At 70.6% G+C, this 15,238-nt stretch carries 15 protein-coding genes; 6 read left to right on the top strand and 9 right to left on the bottom strand.

Annotation, left to right across the window (positions count from 1 at the left end; genetic code table 11):
• Positions 1 to 69: 69 nt before the first annotated feature.
• Positions 70 to 1,407, top strand: coding sequence for a nucleotide disphospho-sugar-binding domain-containing protein (locus tag ACFYU0_RS31215; RefSeq protein ID WP_389305479.1), 1,338 nt, complete (start codon positions 70 to 72; stop codon positions 1,405 to 1,407).
• 104 nt (positions 1,408 to 1,511) lie between these two features.
• On the opposite strand, the gene ACFYU0_RS31210 is transcribed toward ACFYU0_RS31215, so the two are convergent.
• Positions 1,512 to 2,048: a hypothetical protein gene (locus ACFYU0_RS31210; protein ID WP_389305477.1), complete on the bottom strand. Its 537-nt coding sequence runs from the start codon at positions 2,046 to 2,048 to the stop codon at positions 1,512 to 1,514.
• Positions 2,049 to 2,199: 151 nt separating this feature from the next.
• On the opposite strand from ACFYU0_RS31210, the gene ACFYU0_RS31205 reads away from it, so the two are divergent.
• Both ACFYU0_RS31205 and ACFYU0_RS31200 read left to right on the top strand, forming a co-directional pair.
• Positions 2,200 to 3,372, top strand: coding sequence for a sensor histidine kinase (locus ACFYU0_RS31205; protein WP_389305475.1), 1,173 nt, complete (start codon positions 2,200 to 2,202; stop codon positions 3,370 to 3,372).
• On the top strand, positions 3,369 to 4,010 hold the full coding sequence (locus ACFYU0_RS31200) for a response regulator (RefSeq protein ID WP_389305473.1): 642 nt from the start codon (positions 3,369 to 3,371) through the stop codon (positions 4,008 to 4,010). Before ACFYU0_RS31205 ends, ACFYU0_RS31200 begins: the two co-directional genes overlap by 4 nt.
• Before the next feature lie 148 nt (positions 4,011 to 4,158).
• Here ACFYU0_RS31200 and ACFYU0_RS31195 read toward each other — a convergent pair whose 3' ends face one another.
• From ACFYU0_RS31195 to ACFYU0_RS31185, 3 genes are all read right to left on the bottom strand, one after another.
• The gene (locus tag ACFYU0_RS31195; RefSeq protein ID WP_389305472.1) at positions 4,159 to 5,613 is read right to left on the bottom strand and encodes an RNB domain-containing ribonuclease; all 1,455 of its coding nucleotides are present in this window, start codon (positions 5,611 to 5,613) and stop codon (positions 4,159 to 4,161) included.
• A gap of 547 nt (positions 5,614 to 6,160) precedes the next feature.
• Complete coding sequence (locus ACFYU0_RS31190) at positions 6,161 to 8,473, bottom strand: FdhF/YdeP family oxidoreductase (protein WP_389305471.1); 2,313 nt, start codon at positions 8,471 to 8,473, stop codon at positions 6,161 to 6,163.
• Between the two features lie 36 nt (positions 8,474 to 8,509).
• On the bottom strand, positions 8,510 to 9,130 hold the full coding sequence (locus tag ACFYU0_RS31185; RefSeq protein ID WP_351668582.1) for an SRPBCC family protein: 621 nt from the start codon (positions 9,128 to 9,130) through the stop codon (positions 8,510 to 8,512).
• Positions 9,131 to 9,485: 355 nt separating this feature from the next.
• On the opposite strand from ACFYU0_RS31185, the gene ACFYU0_RS31180 reads away from it, so the two are divergent.
• On the top strand, positions 9,486 to 9,671 hold the full coding sequence (locus tag ACFYU0_RS31180; RefSeq protein ID WP_389305469.1) for a hypothetical protein: 186 nt from the start codon (positions 9,486 to 9,488) through the stop codon (positions 9,669 to 9,671).
• Positions 9,672 to 9,876: 205 nt separating this feature from the next.
• On the opposite strand, the gene ACFYU0_RS31175 is transcribed toward ACFYU0_RS31180, so the two are convergent.
• The 4 genes from ACFYU0_RS31175 to ACFYU0_RS31160 all read right to left on the bottom strand — a co-directional run bounded on the left by ACFYU0_RS31175 (position 9,877) and on the right by ACFYU0_RS31160 (position 12,465).
• Complete coding sequence (locus ACFYU0_RS31175; protein ID WP_389305467.1) at positions 9,877 to 10,470, bottom strand: GNAT family N-acetyltransferase; 594 nt, start codon at positions 10,468 to 10,470, stop codon at positions 9,877 to 9,879.
• A gap of 125 nt (positions 10,471 to 10,595) precedes the next feature.
• Positions 10,596 to 11,072 carry a hypothetical protein gene (locus ACFYU0_RS31170; RefSeq protein WP_389305465.1) on the bottom strand — a complete coding sequence of 159 codons (477 nt, stop codon included), beginning with the start codon at positions 11,070 to 11,072 and terminating at the stop codon, positions 10,596 to 10,598.
• A 286-nt stretch (positions 11,073 to 11,358) separates the two neighbouring features.
• The gene (gene mscL / locus ACFYU0_RS31165; RefSeq protein WP_351668522.1) at positions 11,359 to 11,802 is read right to left on the bottom strand and encodes a large conductance mechanosensitive channel protein MscL; all 444 of its coding nucleotides are present in this window, start codon (positions 11,800 to 11,802) and stop codon (positions 11,359 to 11,361) included.
• 147 nt (positions 11,803 to 11,949) lie between these two features.
• Positions 11,950 to 12,465: a GNAT family N-acetyltransferase gene (locus tag ACFYU0_RS31160; RefSeq protein WP_389305463.1), complete on the bottom strand. Its 516-nt coding sequence runs from the start codon at positions 12,463 to 12,465 to the stop codon at positions 11,950 to 11,952.
• A gap of 449 nt (positions 12,466 to 12,914) precedes the next feature.
• Between ACFYU0_RS31160 and ACFYU0_RS31155 the strand changes: the two genes are divergently transcribed.
• Together ACFYU0_RS31155 and ACFYU0_RS31150 are read left to right on the top strand one after the other, a co-directional pair.
• Positions 12,915 to 13,142, top strand: coding sequence for a hypothetical protein (locus ACFYU0_RS31155; RefSeq protein ID WP_389305461.1), 228 nt, complete (start codon positions 12,915 to 12,917; stop codon positions 13,140 to 13,142).
• Between the two features lie 324 nt (positions 13,143 to 13,466).
• On the top strand, positions 13,467 to 14,108 hold the full coding sequence (locus ACFYU0_RS31150) for a carbonic anhydrase (protein WP_351668526.1): 642 nt from the start codon (positions 13,467 to 13,469) through the stop codon (positions 14,106 to 14,108).
• A gap of 318 nt (positions 14,109 to 14,426) precedes the next feature.
• Here the strand turns inward: ACFYU0_RS31150 and ACFYU0_RS31145 are convergent, their stop codons facing one another.
• The gene (locus ACFYU0_RS31145; RefSeq protein WP_351668528.1) at positions 14,427 to 15,107 is read right to left on the bottom strand and encodes a class I SAM-dependent methyltransferase; all 681 of its coding nucleotides are present in this window, start codon (positions 15,105 to 15,107) and stop codon (positions 14,427 to 14,429) included.
• Positions 15,108 to 15,238: the final 131 nt, after the last annotated feature.

Here is a 15,238-nt window from a genome sequence, read left to right as displayed (position 1 = left end):
CGAGCTCATGCGCTGCGGGCGGAACGCCGAAGGCGCATCCGTACGGGGGCGGGCCGGGGAAGCCGTGGTATGCCACGTATCGTCGTCGTCAGCCCGCCCTTCGCCTCTCATGCCGCCCCCCTGTCCGTCCTGGCGGCGGCACTCGGTGCGCGGGGTGCCGAGGTGTACTTCGCCTGCGCCCCCGCTTTCGAGGAGCTCGCGGTGCGTGCCGGCGTCGGCTTCGTGCCGCTGACCGTGACGCGCAACGCCAACACCGGTGTGGCGGAGGCGACCGAGCAGGCAGCGGACGAGGCCGCGCGGTTGGCCGAGTTCGTGCAGGCCACCGGGAAAGGCGCGGTCGAGGCGCTGGTCACCCAGGCGCGGCACCGGCAGGCGGACATGCTCGCCGACCCCGACGGGGTCCATGCGGCGCTGCGTGCTGTGGACGAGCGGCTGCGGCCCGACTGGTTCGTGGTCGACCAGCTGAGTTATCCGGTGACTCTTGCCTTGCACTGTCTGAGGCTGGCGTACGCGACGTTCTGCCCCGGCCACCCGACCTACGTGCTGTCGGGACCGGGCGCCTTGTTCGGCGTGCCCTACGACTGGCCGGACGTCCTGCGTCCGGAGCCGTCGCAGCTGGCCGGGCTTCGGTCGGTCGCTGAGACGAACGACCGGCTGTTCACGGAACTGTTCACCGCCTTCGTCAACGGCAGAGCGCCACAAGCGCCGGTCCCGCGCCGCGCGTTCGCTCTGACGTCACCCTCGGCGGTCGTGTACGCCTACCCGGAAGTGCCGTGGTTGCCGGCCCCGCCTCACGGCCCTGCGCATCTCTTCGCGGGACACATGACAGGCCCGGCTGAACCCCTGTCCGCGGAGTGGGCGCGGCGGATGGAGCTGCTGCGCGCCCGCTCCGAGAGGGTCGTGCTCGTCGCGCTGGGCACGTTCCTGTCGGCCCGCGACGACGTGCTGCGCGCCGTGGTGTCGGATGTGCTGGAGGGATGCGCTGACACGGCTGTCGTCGTCGCCGCCGGCGACCGTACCGGGGCGCTCGCCGACCTGGCCGGAGAGCGTGTCGTCGTGCGGCCCACGGTTCCGCAGCAGCGGTTGCTCGGGCATGTGGACGCGATGGTGCATCACGGTGGCGGCAACTCCTTCACCGAGTGCCTGCGCGCCGGGGTGCCCGCGCTGATCCTGCCCCTGTCCAGCGACCAGTTCGCCATCGCGCGGGATGCGGAGCGGGCGGGCGTGGGGCTCGTACTGGACCCCAACGCGCTGGCGCGCGGTGACGTGGCGAAAGCGCTCGGGGCACTGGACGTGAACGTGCGGCCGCGTATGGCACGTTGGGCTCGTGAACTCGGCCGACGCGGACCCGGCTGGGCGGCCCGGCACCTACTGGCGACCATGCCGGGACGGGCGCCCGCTCCGTAGGACCGGGCGGATGCCAGTTGATCCGCCCTTGCCCACGCCAAGTTCCAGGTATCCGGTCTCAGATGTTGTGGCAGCTCACTGCGTGTGGCCTCTGGCCTTGAGTGTCACGAGCGCTCGCGCTTGGGGAACAGCGTGTAGCTCGCGGCGATCACCACGTTGATGCCGATCAGCCACAGCATCCGCGATTGCCAGGCGCGCAGCGGGCCGGTCCCGCCGTCGCCGCCGACGTACCAGACCGCCCCCTGCAACAGGGCCAGGGCGACCGCCGAGGCGAGGATCCAGCGGCCCGCGACCTTCCACTCGTGGACGGCGCGGGCGGTGCCGTACTTGGGGGGCCGCTCGGGCGGCGGGCCGTCGGCGAAGCGGTGGGCCACGCGGGCGTCCGCCCATTTGATCGTCGAGTGTCCGAGGCCGACGGTGAAGCCGATGTAGACGGCGGCGAGTCCGTGCCGCCAGTCGGGCTCGGCCCCGTTCTTCAGGTCGATCGCGGTGACCACGAACAGCACGACCTCCAGCAGCGGTTCACAGAGCAGCAGTGCAAGCCCGGTGCGGCGCATCCGCAGCGGGTAGCGGAAGGCCAGCCCCGCAGCCAGCAATACCCAGAAGGCCACCTCGCAGGCGGCGATGAGTCCGACGATCACGAACTGCTCCCTTCACTCCGCTTCCAGCCTCGCGTGGCCCCGCCCGCGGGCCGTCGTCGGTGACGATGAGTTCCGGGTAAGCGAAAGATGCAGTTCGGGACCCTTCCCGCGGCGCAGGCGCGGCGTTTGCGGGTCGTGTTGGATGGAGCCCATGGCCTTCACACTCCCCCGCCCCCACCGCGACGACTGGCGCATCGCCGTGGGCGGCCTTCTCGGCGGGGTGCTGCTGTGGATGCTCGGCATTCATCCGCGCACGCCCTCGGACGGCCTCGTGCTCTGGGACGCCTCGTGGGCGCCGCTGGTGCCGCTCGCGGTGACCGCAGCCTGCGAGCCGCTGCGCCGCGCCGTGCCCCGCGCCGGTCTGCTGATCGGCACCGCCGCGCTGATCCTGGACACGGCGACCTGCGGCAGCATCGTCACCATCGTGCTGTACACCGATCTGGTGTACGCGGCCGTCCTGTACGGCACCCCGGCCTCAGCGCGCCGCATCCCGTGGATCACCGGCATGCTGACGGTCGTCGGCGGAGTCGTGCCGGCTGCGCTGTGGCGTGATCCGCAGGGCCTGCTGATCGGCGTGGGCATCGGTGTGGTGGCGTTCGCACCCGCCGCCACCGGCTGGGTGGTCCGCAACCATCGCGACGCCGCCGAGGCCGCGCGGCTGCGGGCCGAACAGACCGCGCTGCTGGCGGAGATGGACCGCGCCCAGGCGGTCACCGCCGAGCGGGCGCGGATGGCCCGGGAGCTGCACGACGTGATCGCCAACCACCTGTCCGCGATCGCCATCCACTCCACCGCCGCGCTCTCCCTCGACGACCCGGAGACCTCGAAGGACGCGCTGAACGTGGTCCGGGAGAACAGCGTGGACGGACTGGCGGAGATGCGGCGGCTCATCGGGATCCTGCGGGACAGGGACGGCGACCTCGAACCCGCCGCCACCCCCACCCTCGACAGTCTCGCCGGACTCGTCGGCGGGGCCCGCGCCAACGGCCTGGACGTGACCCTGGACGCCGGACACGGCGCGGTGCCCGCGCCCGTGGAACTGGCCGCGTACCGGATCGTCCAGGAGTCCCTCACCAACGCCCTCAAGCACGCGGCGAAGGGGCGCGTCCACGTCGGCCTCCGGCAGCGAAGCGACACCTTGGACGTGCGCGTGACCAGCCCCTACCGGGCGGGCGACTCGCCCCGCGCACCCGGATCGGGCGCCGGTCTGACCGGGATGCGGGAGCGGGCGACGCTGCTCGGCGGCACGTTTGTGGCCGGCCCCGACGGCGGCGTGTGGACCGTGCACGCCGTCTTTCCACTGACTGAGGGAGAGCCCGCATGATCCGAGTTCTCGTCGCCGAGGACCAGGCCGCCGTCCGCGCTGGGCTCGTCCTGATCCTGCGCAGCGCACCCGACATCGAGGTGGCCGGCGAGGCCGCGGACGGCGAGCGGGCGGTGGAACTCGCGCGTGAACTGCGCCCCGACCTGGTCCTGATGGACGTGTCGATGCCGCGCCTGGACGGGGTGGCGGCGACCCGGCGTATCACCGTCGAGGGACTCGCGGACGTACTGGTGCTGACCACGTTCGATCTCGACGAGTACGTCTTCGGGGCGTTGCAGGCGGGGGCGGCCGGGTTCCTGCTGAAGAACACCGAGGCCGCGGACCTGTTGGCGGCGGTGCGGACGGTGGCGCGCGGGGAGGGGATCGTCGCCCCGGCCGTCACCCGGCGGCTGATCGCCGAGTTCGCCGCGAGGCCGGTGCGGGGGGCGAGCGGCGATCCCGCCGTGTTGGACGGGCTCACCCGGCGCGAGCGGGAGGTGCTGTCCTGTGTGGGTGAGGGCTTGTCCAACGCCGAGATCGCCCGCCGCCTGTCGATGGCGGAGGGCACAGTGAAGACGCACGTCAGTCGTATGCTGGCGAAGCTCGGACTGCGCAGCCGGGTACAAGCTGCTGTGCTGGCACAGGAGTTGCGGATCTAGCCGCGCGTGCAACCACCTTGGCAGGAGCGTGGCACGGTGCCGCGCCCCTGTAGGGTGGCGGCTCAGTCCGCGGCCGCCGCGGACGACGTCGACGGCACCCTCCTCCCCCCATGCCCGAGGCGGCTCCGGGATCTTTACGGGGCACCCCTTAGGGCACGGTGAAGAGGACCTTGTCCTCGTCCGCGGCGGGGTCCGCCTGCTTGAGTCTGGCCCTGATGCTGGATCCGAGCTGGAGGTCCAGGCCGTTGGTCGAGACGACCTTGGCCAGCACGGCGGGGTCGGCCAGGAACACTTTGCCCTCGCGCGGCCTGCCCCGCTCCGCGTCGGTGTCGATGACCGCGGCGTCGAACACCTCGCCCACGCGGTCCTTGAGCACCGCGGCCTCGGCCAGGTCCAGGGTCTGCCGCTCCGCCAGACCACTCTTCCCCCGTGCCATGTCGCACGGGATGCAGGACAGGGCGTCGAGCACCCAGTTCGGCGGGGCCTTGTCCGCGCACGCCGTCACGCACAGCTCACCGGTGTACCGGTCGACCAGGCGTCGCAGCGGAGCCGTGCAATGGGCGTACGGGGCCGCGATCGCCGCGTGCATCGTGTACGCCGGCTTCTGGTTGTCGCGGAAGACGGTGTACTCCGCCTTGAGCATCGTGCTCGTGGCCTCGGTGAGGAAGGCCATGTGCTGCTGGTTCCGGGGATCGAGCTTGCGGACCAGCGTGGCGTACGAGATGCCGGGCCGCCAGACGATGCCCAGCGCCTTCGCGATGTCGTGCAGGCGCTTGATCACGTTCTGATCGGCCTGCTCCTTCTGGGTCCGCAGGATGCCGGTACCCGTGTCGAGCATGATCTGGGCCGCGGACATCCCGGTCATGAGGGAGATCTGCTCGTTCCAGCCCTCGACCGGCAGCGTCGCCACGTAGCGCAGCTGGAACGATCCGTCCTCGAGGGTGACCTCCTGGTCCGGCAGATTCACCGAGATGCCGCCGCGCGCGATTTCGACGGCCTCCCGCAGCTCGCCGATCTCGCGCAGCAGGGCGAGGGACTCCTCCGCCGTGCCGTTCTCGATGGCCTGCTGGGCGCCGTCGTAGTCGAGCTGGGCCCGGCTTCGGATCACGGCCCGGCTCACGGACGAGTCGGTCAGATTGCCGTCGGCGTCGAGGTTGTGCTGCCACAACAGGGCGGGGCGGTCCTTGTTCGGCAGCAGGCTGGCCGCGCCCTCGGAGAGGACGGGCGGGTGCAAGGGCACCTTGAGGTCGGGGAAGTACAGCGTTTCGATCCTGTCGTGCGCCTCGACGTCCAGAGGGCTGCCCGCCCTGACGAAGGTCGCCACGTCCGCGATGGCGTAGTACACGCGGTAGCCGCCACCGGGCCGCCGTTCCAGGTGCATGGCCTGGTCGAGGTCCTTCGAGGTCGGCGGATCGATCGTGAAGAACGGCAGGTGGGTGGCGTCCTTCTCGGGCAAGCGCGCCTCACCCGCGGCCTTGTCGGCCGCTTTGAGTACGCGCTTGGGGAAGCTCAGGGGGACCTTCAGCTCCGCGCGGAGTTCCTCCAGCGCGGTGCGCAGAGCGTCCTGGGCTTCGGCAGACATGTGCATCGGGCGGCGGTGCATGCCCCGAGCGTAGGGCGGCGTTCACGAACCGGCACGGCGAGCTGGGCCGGGCGGTGGAGGGGACCGGAGCCGAAGGTGAGCCGGCACGAGTGGTCACCGACCGGTGGATGACTGTCCTACCGCGGTCTGCGCGTCGGCAGCCGCGAGCACGGTGTCGGCCAGTTCCACGGCAGACCGTCCGCGGCCCGCGTCGATGCGCTCCAGGCCCAACCTGTCGATTGCGGCGTTCTCCAGGGGCGCCCGGGGTGCCGGGCCAGCCGGTCGGTGCTCAGGCACTCGAACCCGAGCCGCTCCGCCACCACTTGGGCGACGGTCGACTTTCCGACGTTCGACGTCCCGCCGATCAGTACCACCCGTACGTCGCGCACGCCGAAGACTCTACTGATCCTTCGATGCCTGGGGAGGGTGTGGGGGGTGCGGCGGCCGGAGCCACCGTGAGACCGTCCGCAGCTTCCTCTGCTCCGGCCGGTGATACGGACGAAACCGCCTGGACGGACGGCGGGGCCCCGCTGTTGTCAGCGGGGCCCCTTGGCGGCGCCGGTTGCGGTCAGACGGGTACCGACCGGGATCGGTCGCCCGTGGGTTCGAGGCGGACGACGATGCCCTTCGACGTGGGCTGGTTGCTCACGTCGGCGACGCTGTCGAGCGGCACCAGGACGTTCGTCTCCGGGTAGTAGGCGGCGGCCGAACCCTTGGCCGCCGGGTAGGGCACGACCTCGAAGTTCTCGGCGCGGCGCTCGATGCCGTCCTCCCAGACGCTCACCAGGTCCACGCGATCGCCCTGGGCGAGGCCGAGTTCGGACAGGTCGGCCGGGTTGACCAGGATCACGTGGCGGCTGCCGTGGATGCCGCGGTAGCGGTCGTTGTTGGTGTACGGGACGGTGTTCCACTGGTCGTGCGAGCGCAAGGTCTGCAGCAGCAGGTGACCCTCGGGGGCTCGGAGGACCACCCGCTCGTTGGCGGTGAACCGGGCCTTGCCGGTCTCGGTCCTGAACACGCCCTCGTTGACCGGGTTGGGTAGCTGGAAGCCTCCTGGACGGGTCACCCGGGCGTTGAAGTCGTGGAAGCCCGGCACGATCCGGGAGATGCTGTCGCGGATGGTGTTGTAGTCGCCCTCGAACTTCGCCCAGGGGATGTCCTTCTCGCCGTCGACGCTCAGCCGGGCGAGCCGGCACAGGATGGCGACCTCGCTCAGCAGCACGCGCGAGGCCGGCTCGAGCCGTCCCCGGGAGGTGTGCACCTCGCTCATGGAGTTCTCGACGGTGACGAACTGCTCGCCGTCGGCCTGGACGTCACGCTCGGTGCGCCCAAGCGTCGGCAGGATCAGGGCGGTGTCGCCGCAGACGGTGTGCGAGCGGTTGAGCTTGGTGGAGATGTGGGCGGTCAGCCGGCACGAGCGCATCGCCTTCTCGGTGACCTCACTGTCGGGCGCCGCGCGCACGAAGTTCCCGGCCAGGGCGAGGAAGACCTTGACGCGGCCCTCAAGCATCGCCTTGATCGAGTTCACCGAGTCCAAACCGTGCGGGCGTGGCGGATCGAAGCCGAACTCCTCCTGAAGGGCGTCCAGGAAGCTGTCCGGCATCTGCTCCCAGATGCCCATGGTGCGGTCACCTTGGACGTTGCTGTGGCCGCGCACCGGGCAGGCACCCGTGCCGGCGCGCCCCAGATTGCCGCGCAGCATCAGGAAGTTGACGATCTCCCGGATGGTGGGCACGCCGTGCTTGTGCTGGGTGATGCCCATCGCCCAGCACACGATGACGCGGTCGCTGCGCAGGACCTCGTCGCGGACCTTCTCGATCTCCTCGCGGGTCAGTCCGGTCGCCGCGCGCACGTCGTCCCAGTCGACGGTGCGGGCGTGCCGGGCGAACTCCTCGAAACCGGAGGTGTGGGCGTCGATGAAGTCGTGGTCCAGGACGGTGCCGGGACGCGCGTCCTCCGCCTCCAGCAACAGCCGGTTCAGTGCCTGGAACAGGGCGAGGTCCCCGCCCGGCTTGATGTGCAGGAAGCGGTCGGCGATCTGGGTGCCACGCCCCACGACCCCGCGTGGCTTCTGCGGGTTCTTGAAGCGCCGCAGCCCCGCCTCCGGCAACGGGTTCACCGCCACGATGCGGCCGCCGTTGCGCTTGGCCTCCTCCAGGGCGGAGAGCTGCCGCGGATGGTTGCTGCCCGGGTTCTGCCCGACCAGGAAGATCAGGTCCGCGTGGTGGAGGTCGTCGAGGCTCACGGTGCCCTTGCCGACGCCGAGCGTCTCGTTCAGGGCGAAGCCGCTGGACTCGTGGCACATGTTGCTGCAGTCGGGCAGGTTGTTGGTGCCCAGGGCGCGGGCGAAGAGCTGGAAGACGAAGGCGGCCTCGTTGCTGGCCCGGCCGGAGGTGTAGAAGACCGCCTCGTCGGGCGAGTCAAGACCCTTGAGTTCCTGCGCGAGGACGCCCAGCGCGTCGTTCCAGCCGATGGGCTCGTAGTGGTCCGACCCGGGCCGTTTGATCATCGGCTCGGTGAGCCGGCCCTGCTGGTTGAGCCACATGTCTGAGCGGGCGGCCAGATCGGACACGCTGTGCTCGCGGAAGAAGTCGGCGGTGATCCGGCGCGTCGTGGCGTCGTCGTTGATGTGCTTGGCGCCGTTCTCGCAGTACTCATTGCGATGGCGCCGGCCCGGAGCGGGGTCCGCCCACGCGCAGCCGGGGCAGTCGACCCCGCCCACCTGGTTCATGGTGAGCAGGTCTACCCCGGTCTTGCGCGGCGAGGTCTGCTCCAGGGAGTACTCCAGCGCGTGCACGACGGCGGGAACCCCGGCCGCCCACTTCTTCGGCGGTGTCACGGAGAGGGAGGTCTCCGGCTCCTCACCGGGCGGGTTCTGCATCGTTTGGCCTTTCTCTTGCCGTGTGCGGTACGCGGGTCAGCCGACGGGCCACTGGGCGACACGGCTCCTGGGCGGCTCCGCGGTGTCGTGCTGAACCCGGCCGTTGCGGATGGTGCCGCGCCAGGCACCGCCCTCCTCACCGAGCCCTTCGATGAAGTGCTTGAAACTCACCAGTTCCCCGCGCACCAGTCGCGCGGTCAGCCCCACGACCCTGGACGAGCGCGTGAGGACCTTCGCGGCCCCCTGCGGTTCGAGGAGCATCCGGACCGTGATCGAGGTGCCACCGGACTCCGTCGGCCTGAACTCGATCTCGCCCTGGTGGGTGGGGTGCTGCTCCAGGCCACGCCAGGCCAGGTAGGCGTCAGGGTCCTGTTCCACGATCTCGACCGCGAAACGGTGACGCAGGGGGCCGTAGCCGATGGTCCACGCGGTGACGGTAGGCCTGATCTGCTCGACGTCGCGAACCACGGTCGAGAAGCGCGGGAACGTCTTGAACTGCGTCCACTGGTTGTAGGCCGTGCGGACCGGCACCGCGACCTCGACCGTCTCCTCGACGTGCCGTTCGCGCAGCGGACGGCGGCGTGCGACCCCGTCGCCGTCGGAGCGCATGTCCGGGGTGCTCGGCACGGCCTGCCCACCGTCGTCTTCGTGCGCCATCATGATCCTTCTTCCGGTGAGGGAGCCGGGCGTCGGAGACCCGGCCCTCCCCTTGTGGGGCAGGGCATGTCCTCCGGTTCCCCGATCCCGGGTTTCGAGTCACCCGATCGCGTAGGCGTCCCGGGGCGGCCCCGAGCGCGAGAAGGGGCCGGGCCCGGCTCGCAGGAGGGGCCCGCCCCGGTTCGCGGGAGGGGCGCCGAGCCGGGGCGTGGCAGGGGCGTTGGTCACGGGCTTCTCCAGGTGGCCGACGGTCACCTCCAGCTTCACCCCTGGCACGGCCGCCCGCCGCCCAGCGTGACCCGGCGGGTGGCCGGCGACCGCGCGGAAGCGGCTCGTCGAACTACTTCCGCCCGCCGTGCTCGAGGAGATCGTCGCCGGGCAGCCGCGGCACGGTGAGAATCTGCGAGGCACCCCAGGTGTTGAGCAGGGGCAGAGCCGTATCGACGGTGAAGAGCAGGCCGTCGACGATCCCGCCGGTGACGCCGGCGGTCCTGGTTTCGAGGGGTTCTACGATCGCCCACTGAAGGGGCCGAAAGGATGACGCGAGCGCAAAACCTCCGCCGCCGACTCTCCCCGCTCCGGGCCTCGCGGGGCGCGGACTGCCGTGCGGCCTCCCACGCACTGGCGAGCTCGGCCAACAACTCGCCGAAATGCGCGCGTGAGACACCGGACAGGGCAGGATGGGAACAGACCGCACGGGCCCAGGTCAGCGTGACAATCACCCAACCCTTGGGTCCGTTTTCGTGTCACGGGCCGACCGGGTCACCCGCCATGTCCGCCGAGGTCGTACGCCGCTGGGCCTGGATCGCGTCTGCTGGGACCTCGAAGACGATCGCGAGCCCGTCGCGCTCGTTCCCCTGCTCGCCGACGCGCGTGAAACCGAAGCCCGCGATGGTGGCCAGGGAGGCGGTGTTGTCGGAGCCGATCCTGGCCCGCACGGTCCTGACACCGGGTTCGGCGGCGGCCCTGACGAGCAGCGCCCTCAGCATGGCGCGGGCATAGCCCTGGCGGCGATGTCCGGGCACGACGGTGTAGCCGACCTCGACCATGCCGGCCTCGTCCGGTGGCCCGTGGAACCCCGCGTCGCCGACAACGGCCCCGTCCGGCTCGGACACCGCAGCCCGCGTGATCCAGGGCGCGGCAGACGGATCCTTGGCGAGCTGGTCAGCGCGATAGCCGAAGATCCAGCGGGCCCGGTCGCAGACGAAGTATTCGTCAAGGGCGACCCCGGCCTCGGCGCTGCCACCGGCGAGGTCACCGTCGGCAAGCGCCCGCAGAGCCTTCGCGCTGAGCTCGACGAAACGGACGCGTTTGGAGATGGAGAGAGGTTGGTGATTCATCGCGGAGATGTTCGTCCGGGCACCGCAGGGCTGTCCATCGCTTTACGGCCTCGGCCGACTTAATGATCACCCGGTCGGTCCGTGACGTGAGTAGGGCCGCACGAATGCCGTGCCCGAACTCGTCCTCATCCGCGACACCGCTGGACGTCGTTGCGCCGGTTGATCCCCGGGAGGCGGACGTCGTAGGAGTTCAGCATCTGCACGGTGCGCGCCCGTGTCCGGTCTTTCATGTAGGGCCAGGCCGCCTCGGCGAGCCCTTCGGCGTTCAGGAGCTGTTCGAGCACCTCGAAGTATGCGGCGCCGCTGACATGCTCACTGGGGTGGGCGACGATGGTTTCCACGAAGTCCCAACAGCGGCCGAGCAGCTCAGTGTCAGGGCTGGCTCTCTTCAACTCGGGCATCAGCACGGGCGTGGTGAAGCACTCAGCCAGCAACCGGTACAGCCGCACCCACAGTCTCTCGGTCAGCACGGCCGTTTCCGCGGGATGACCGTACGTCTCCGCAATGGAGTCGGCGGACTCCGGGATCATGCGCAGCAGCAACGAGGGGATATCCGCGACGGAGATCTCGGCCCGGCTCAAGTCGGCGGGTACGTCGTTCATGTCTTCCTGTCAGCCAAGGGTGGTCATGGGCGCGTGGCCCACCGTGCGAGGTGCGCACAGGGCGCCACCTAGGCTGTACTCGATCAGCCACTCCGGATCAAGTGGGTGCCTCTGGGGCGTCCACGGGAACTCGATCATGATCCTCTCCCTGTCCGGCCCGGCCTCGCTGGTGTTGGGAGCGGCGTGCGCAGGCCGGGCTGTGTCCGCGTGCGGGCCGGTGCCGGGCACAGCCCGTGGCCTGGCTTGGCCGATACCCCGTAGCCCGGGCCAGGCCATGGAAGTCGGATCACCCGGCGCGCTGGGTTGTCTCTCCGGCCTGAGCGGGTACGGCGGGCAGGGAGACGGTGCAGGAGGCGCAGCGTCGGGCCTGGGCGGGTACGGGGCTGAGGCACTCGGGGCAGTCCCGTTTGGGGGCCTGGACGTCCTGGTGCGGGGCGAGGCGTTCGTGGAGCTTGTTGATCGGGAGCACGACCAGGAAGTACAGGGCGCTGGCGAGGAGGAGGAAGCTGATCGCCGCGTTGACGAAGGCGCCGTAGGGGAACTTGATGGCACCGACGGTGAAGGTCTTGCGGCTCATGTCGCCCGTGGCGCCGGTGGCCAGTCCGACGAGTGGTGTCAGGAAGGCGCTGACGAAGCCGTTCACCACGGCGGTGAACGCTGCTCCGATGACGATGCCGACGGCCAGGTCGACCACGTTGCCGCGCAGGATGAAGCTGCGGAAGCCCTTCACCTTCTCACTCCCAAGAGGAATTTGACGTCGATGAGCGGCACCGGAAGCGCGGTCAGGTCGCTCCCTTCACCACCACCTCGGATGCCCTGCCACCCCTCACCCATGCCGGCTGCGCCGCAGGTGCGCCATGACAACTGAACGTTGAGGTCAGCCGCGGGCGAATATCGGGCCGGCCGGCGCAGAGAGTGTCTGGTGAGCGTGGAGGCAGGGCGTGGCGGAAGTGGTTGCGGGAATGCGCATCCGGCGCAGGAGATCACGGGTGGTGCGCTTGTGCAGCGTGCTGCGCCAGGTCAGTCCCGGGTGGCGGGAGCGTAGGTGTGACAGCGCGCGGGTGCCCAGGCCGGTGCTCTGGAAGCGCTCGTCGATGACGACGGCGGTGATGACACCCTGGGCGCAGTCCGTGCAGATCCGGTACCGGACCTGGCCGACGACCTGGCGGGTGTGCACGAGGAGCAGGCATTCGTCATCCGGGCCGGGGTCGTCCGGGATGTGTGTGGACAGGAATTCGATCGCCCGGTAGGCGAGTACGCGGCGGCGTAGGCGGCCAGCGCGCCGGCCTCGGTGTGAGTGTTTGACGCCGACGTGACCCGGTGGCGCTGTCTCGGCTGTGGAAGCCTGGCCGATGAGGCTGGTGCTGGTGCGACGCGCGTGTAGTCCGTGCATGACGTCTCGTGTGCCCGAACAGTCGACGGCTACCCGTTCCAGCGGGCGGGGCACCCCTCACGGGTGCACCTCGGCTTCCAGAGTGCGGCCGGGCCCCTGGAGGCAGCGTCCCGGCTGCACGATGGTCGGGGCGCCTGTCGGGGACTTTCGCGAACGGCTCGTGAAGCAGCGCTCAGTACCGGTCTTCCGCAGAGCGAGCCCCTCCACCCCGGCCAGACGCCAACGGTGAAAAGCGCATTGGGTCGCGCTGCACGCGAAACACCGGGTGGTGGGATGTCCCCGGGGAGGGAAAGCGATGGTGGGTGAAGATGATGTTCCGTGTCCGTGGTACCGCCGCCAGGGCCAGTCGGCTCGCAATAGGACGCAAACGCCGCACGGCACTGCCCCGGACACCCACGTGACGCCGGACGCCGCCCGTGTCCGGCCCGAGCGCAGACAGGAGACCACACGTGACCGCCATACCCCAGGACCGCGACTGGACCCGTATGAACCGCGCCGACTTCGACGACTGCGCCCCGCTCGACCTGGTCGACGCGGACGTGTGCCGACCGGTGCCCGCCGTGCCCGACGAGTGCGGGACTCAACCACTGTTCGGGAAAGACCCGGAGCCTGCGCGTCCCCGCCACCCCCACACGCCGCCCCCGGTACCGACCGACAACACCGACACCTTGTTCTGAAGCCAGCGCGTTTACGCCCGAAGGGTGCAGGCCGTAACCGACCCCGTCCCGCTCACCGACCGCCGGCACCGCGCAATTTCGAGTACGGCGGCTGATGGCATCACGCCTTCGCTCCGGCTGCCGGCCGGCCGGGCCAGCAGCCCCGCCCGGCACGCGGGAAGTGGCGGGAGAGCATCACAGAAGACGTTTCCTGCGGGGCAAGGTCCGCGGGTTCCTGCCCGAGAACCGCGGGTAGGCGCCGGGTGCGGTCGGAGTGGCCACAAACGCGGGCCAAGCGACACGCCCGGCGGTGCGAGGGCTGGTGCTGACTCTTAAGCTGCGGACATGACAGAGATCCGCAACCTGACTCCCCGTGACGCCTTCGAACTGCTGCAGGCTGGTAACCAGCGCTTCGTCGCCGGGACCCCTGAGCACCCGAACCAGGACGCCACCCGCCGCACCGAGACCGCACCGTCCCAGAAGCCCTTCGCCGTGCTGTTCGGATGCTCCGACTCCCGGCTGGCCGCCGAGATCATTTTCGACCGCGGCTTGGGCGACCTGTTCGTCGTCCGAACCGCCGGGCATGTCGCCGGTGCGGAGGTACTCGGATCCATCGAGTTCGGCGTGGATGTACTCAACGCGCCGCTGGTCGTCGTCCTCGGCCACGACTCGTGCGGCGCCGTCGCCGCAGCCTGCTCGGCCCTGGAGAGCGGACAGACGCCGGGCGGCTTCGTCCGGGACGTAGTCGAACGGGTGACCCCAAGCGTGCTGGCCGCCCGCGCCGCCGGACGCGAGACGGCCGATGAAATCCTGGCCGAGCACATCGAGCAGACCGTGGACCTCCTGCTGGAGCGCTCCCGCGTCCTGGCGGAGGCGGTGGCGGACGGCCGGACCGCCATCGTGGGGCTTTCCTACCGCCTGGCCGACGGCAGCGCCCACCCCGTCGCCACCCGCGGCCTCGATACGGCGGTGCCCACCGCACCCTGACCGTCCGGGCCGTGGCCGCTCGTGCGGCCCAGTGCAGGACCCGCAGCACGGGAAACCGCTTGGCGAACGTCAGCCCACATGGGCCGAGTACGCCGAGCGGGCCGGGCTCTCCCGCGCCGAGCCCGGCATCGCATCGCCCTCGACGGCAGGGCCCAACGGCACCGCGTCGCGCGGCATGCTGATCAGCGACGACTGTACAACTGCGCCCCATCCGGCTCGCGATACGTCAGACGGGTTCCCGGGCAGTGCGGAGTGCTCTCTCGAATCGCTGCTGATCTCAAGGAGACCGGCGTCCCTGGCGGGTTGATCGCGAGGGGCTCAGCGCAGCCGTCGCGCACGCAGCACCAGGTCATCGGTATGGTGCGCGCCGGCGCCGCCGTCGGGTGCCAGGCGTGGTCGCTGCTCGTTCACCTCGACCATCCAGTCGTCGGTGAGCAGGGCGGCGACCATCGAGGGCCAGACGTAGTCAGACGGGTCGAAGCCACTGTCGTGCGCCTGCTGGGTTTCCATGCCCGCGTGGTGGACGAGCAGCAGCACGCCGCCGGGCGCGACGGACGCGAGCAGCGCTCGCTCGGCCGCGGCGTCGGGGGTGCGCAGCAGGGCCGGATACTGCGCGGAGACCAGGTCGAAGGAGGCCGGCGGGAGCCCCGCTTCCGTCAGCGCGGCGTGTACCCAGTGAACGGCGACGCCTGCGTCCCGCGCATGCCCCGCCGCCCGCTCCAGCGCCACGCCCGAGACCTCGAGCGCGGTCACGTCCCAGCCCCCGCGCGCGAGCCAGACGGCGTCCGCGCCCTCACCGCAGCCGACGTCGAGCACCCGCCCGGGCGTGAGCCCGGCGACCTCGGCCACGAGCGCACCGTTGGGCCGGCCGCTCCACAGCTGTTGTCGGTCGGCGTATCGGCTGTCCCACTCCGCCCGCACCGCGGGGTCTCCGACGTATCCGTCGCCAGGCAAGAAAGTGTCAGACGCGGGCGATCCCGCTGCGATGTTGTCGGTCACGGGCCCAACGTCGCCCATCGTGGCCCGGTCACGCCACTCCTGTTGCCGCTCCGGCAAAACGGCGTCCAAGGCGGCAAACCGGCCTGGGCCTGATGGCGTGCGGTGTGCAGGGCCGGCCCGGCCGTTCTACC

The sequence above is a fragment of the Streptomyces sp. NPDC003720 genome (genome assembly GCF_042875075.1).
In the GTDB taxonomy this organism is placed as follows: domain Bacteria; phylum Actinomycetota; class Actinomycetes; order Streptomycetales; family Streptomycetaceae; genus Streptomyces.
This window is presented reverse-complemented; position numbering and strand designations above follow the sequence as displayed.

Coding starts and splice junctions, on each gene's coding strand:
- ACFYU0_RS31215 (WP_389305479.1), top strand. CDS start 70: ATGCCACGTATCGTCGTCGTCAGCCCGCCCTTCGCCTCTCATGCCGCC.
- ACFYU0_RS31150 (WP_351668526.1), top strand. CDS start 13,467: ATGACAGAGATCCGCAACCTGACTCCCCGTGACGCCTTCGAACTGCTG.
- ACFYU0_RS31205 (WP_389305475.1), top strand. CDS start 2,200: ATGGCCTTCACACTCCCCCGCCCCCACCGCGACGACTGGCGCATCGCC.
- ACFYU0_RS31175 (WP_389305467.1), bottom strand. CDS start 10,470: ATGAATCACCAACCTCTCTCCATCTCCAAACGCGTCCGTTTCGTCGAG.
- ACFYU0_RS31160 (WP_389305463.1), bottom strand. CDS start 12,465: ATGCACGGACTACACGCGCGTCGCACCAGCACCAGCCTCATCGGCCAG.
- ACFYU0_RS31190 (WP_389305471.1), bottom strand. CDS start 8,473: ATGCAGAACCCGCCCGGTGAGGAGCCGGAGACCTCCCTCTCCGTGACA.
- ACFYU0_RS31170 (WP_389305465.1), bottom strand. CDS start 11,072: ATGAACGACGTACCCGCCGACTTGAGCCGGGCCGAGATCTCCGTCGCG.
- ACFYU0_RS31195 (WP_389305472.1), bottom strand. CDS start 5,613: ATGCACCGCCGCCCGATGCACATGTCTGCCGAAGCCCAGGACGCTCTG.
- ACFYU0_RS31200 (WP_389305473.1), top strand. CDS start 3,369: ATGATCCGAGTTCTCGTCGCCGAGGACCAGGCCGCCGTCCGCGCTGGG.
- ACFYU0_RS31185 (WP_351668582.1), bottom strand. CDS start 9,130: ATGGCGCACGAAGACGACGGTGGGCAGGCCGTGCCGAGCACCCCGGAC.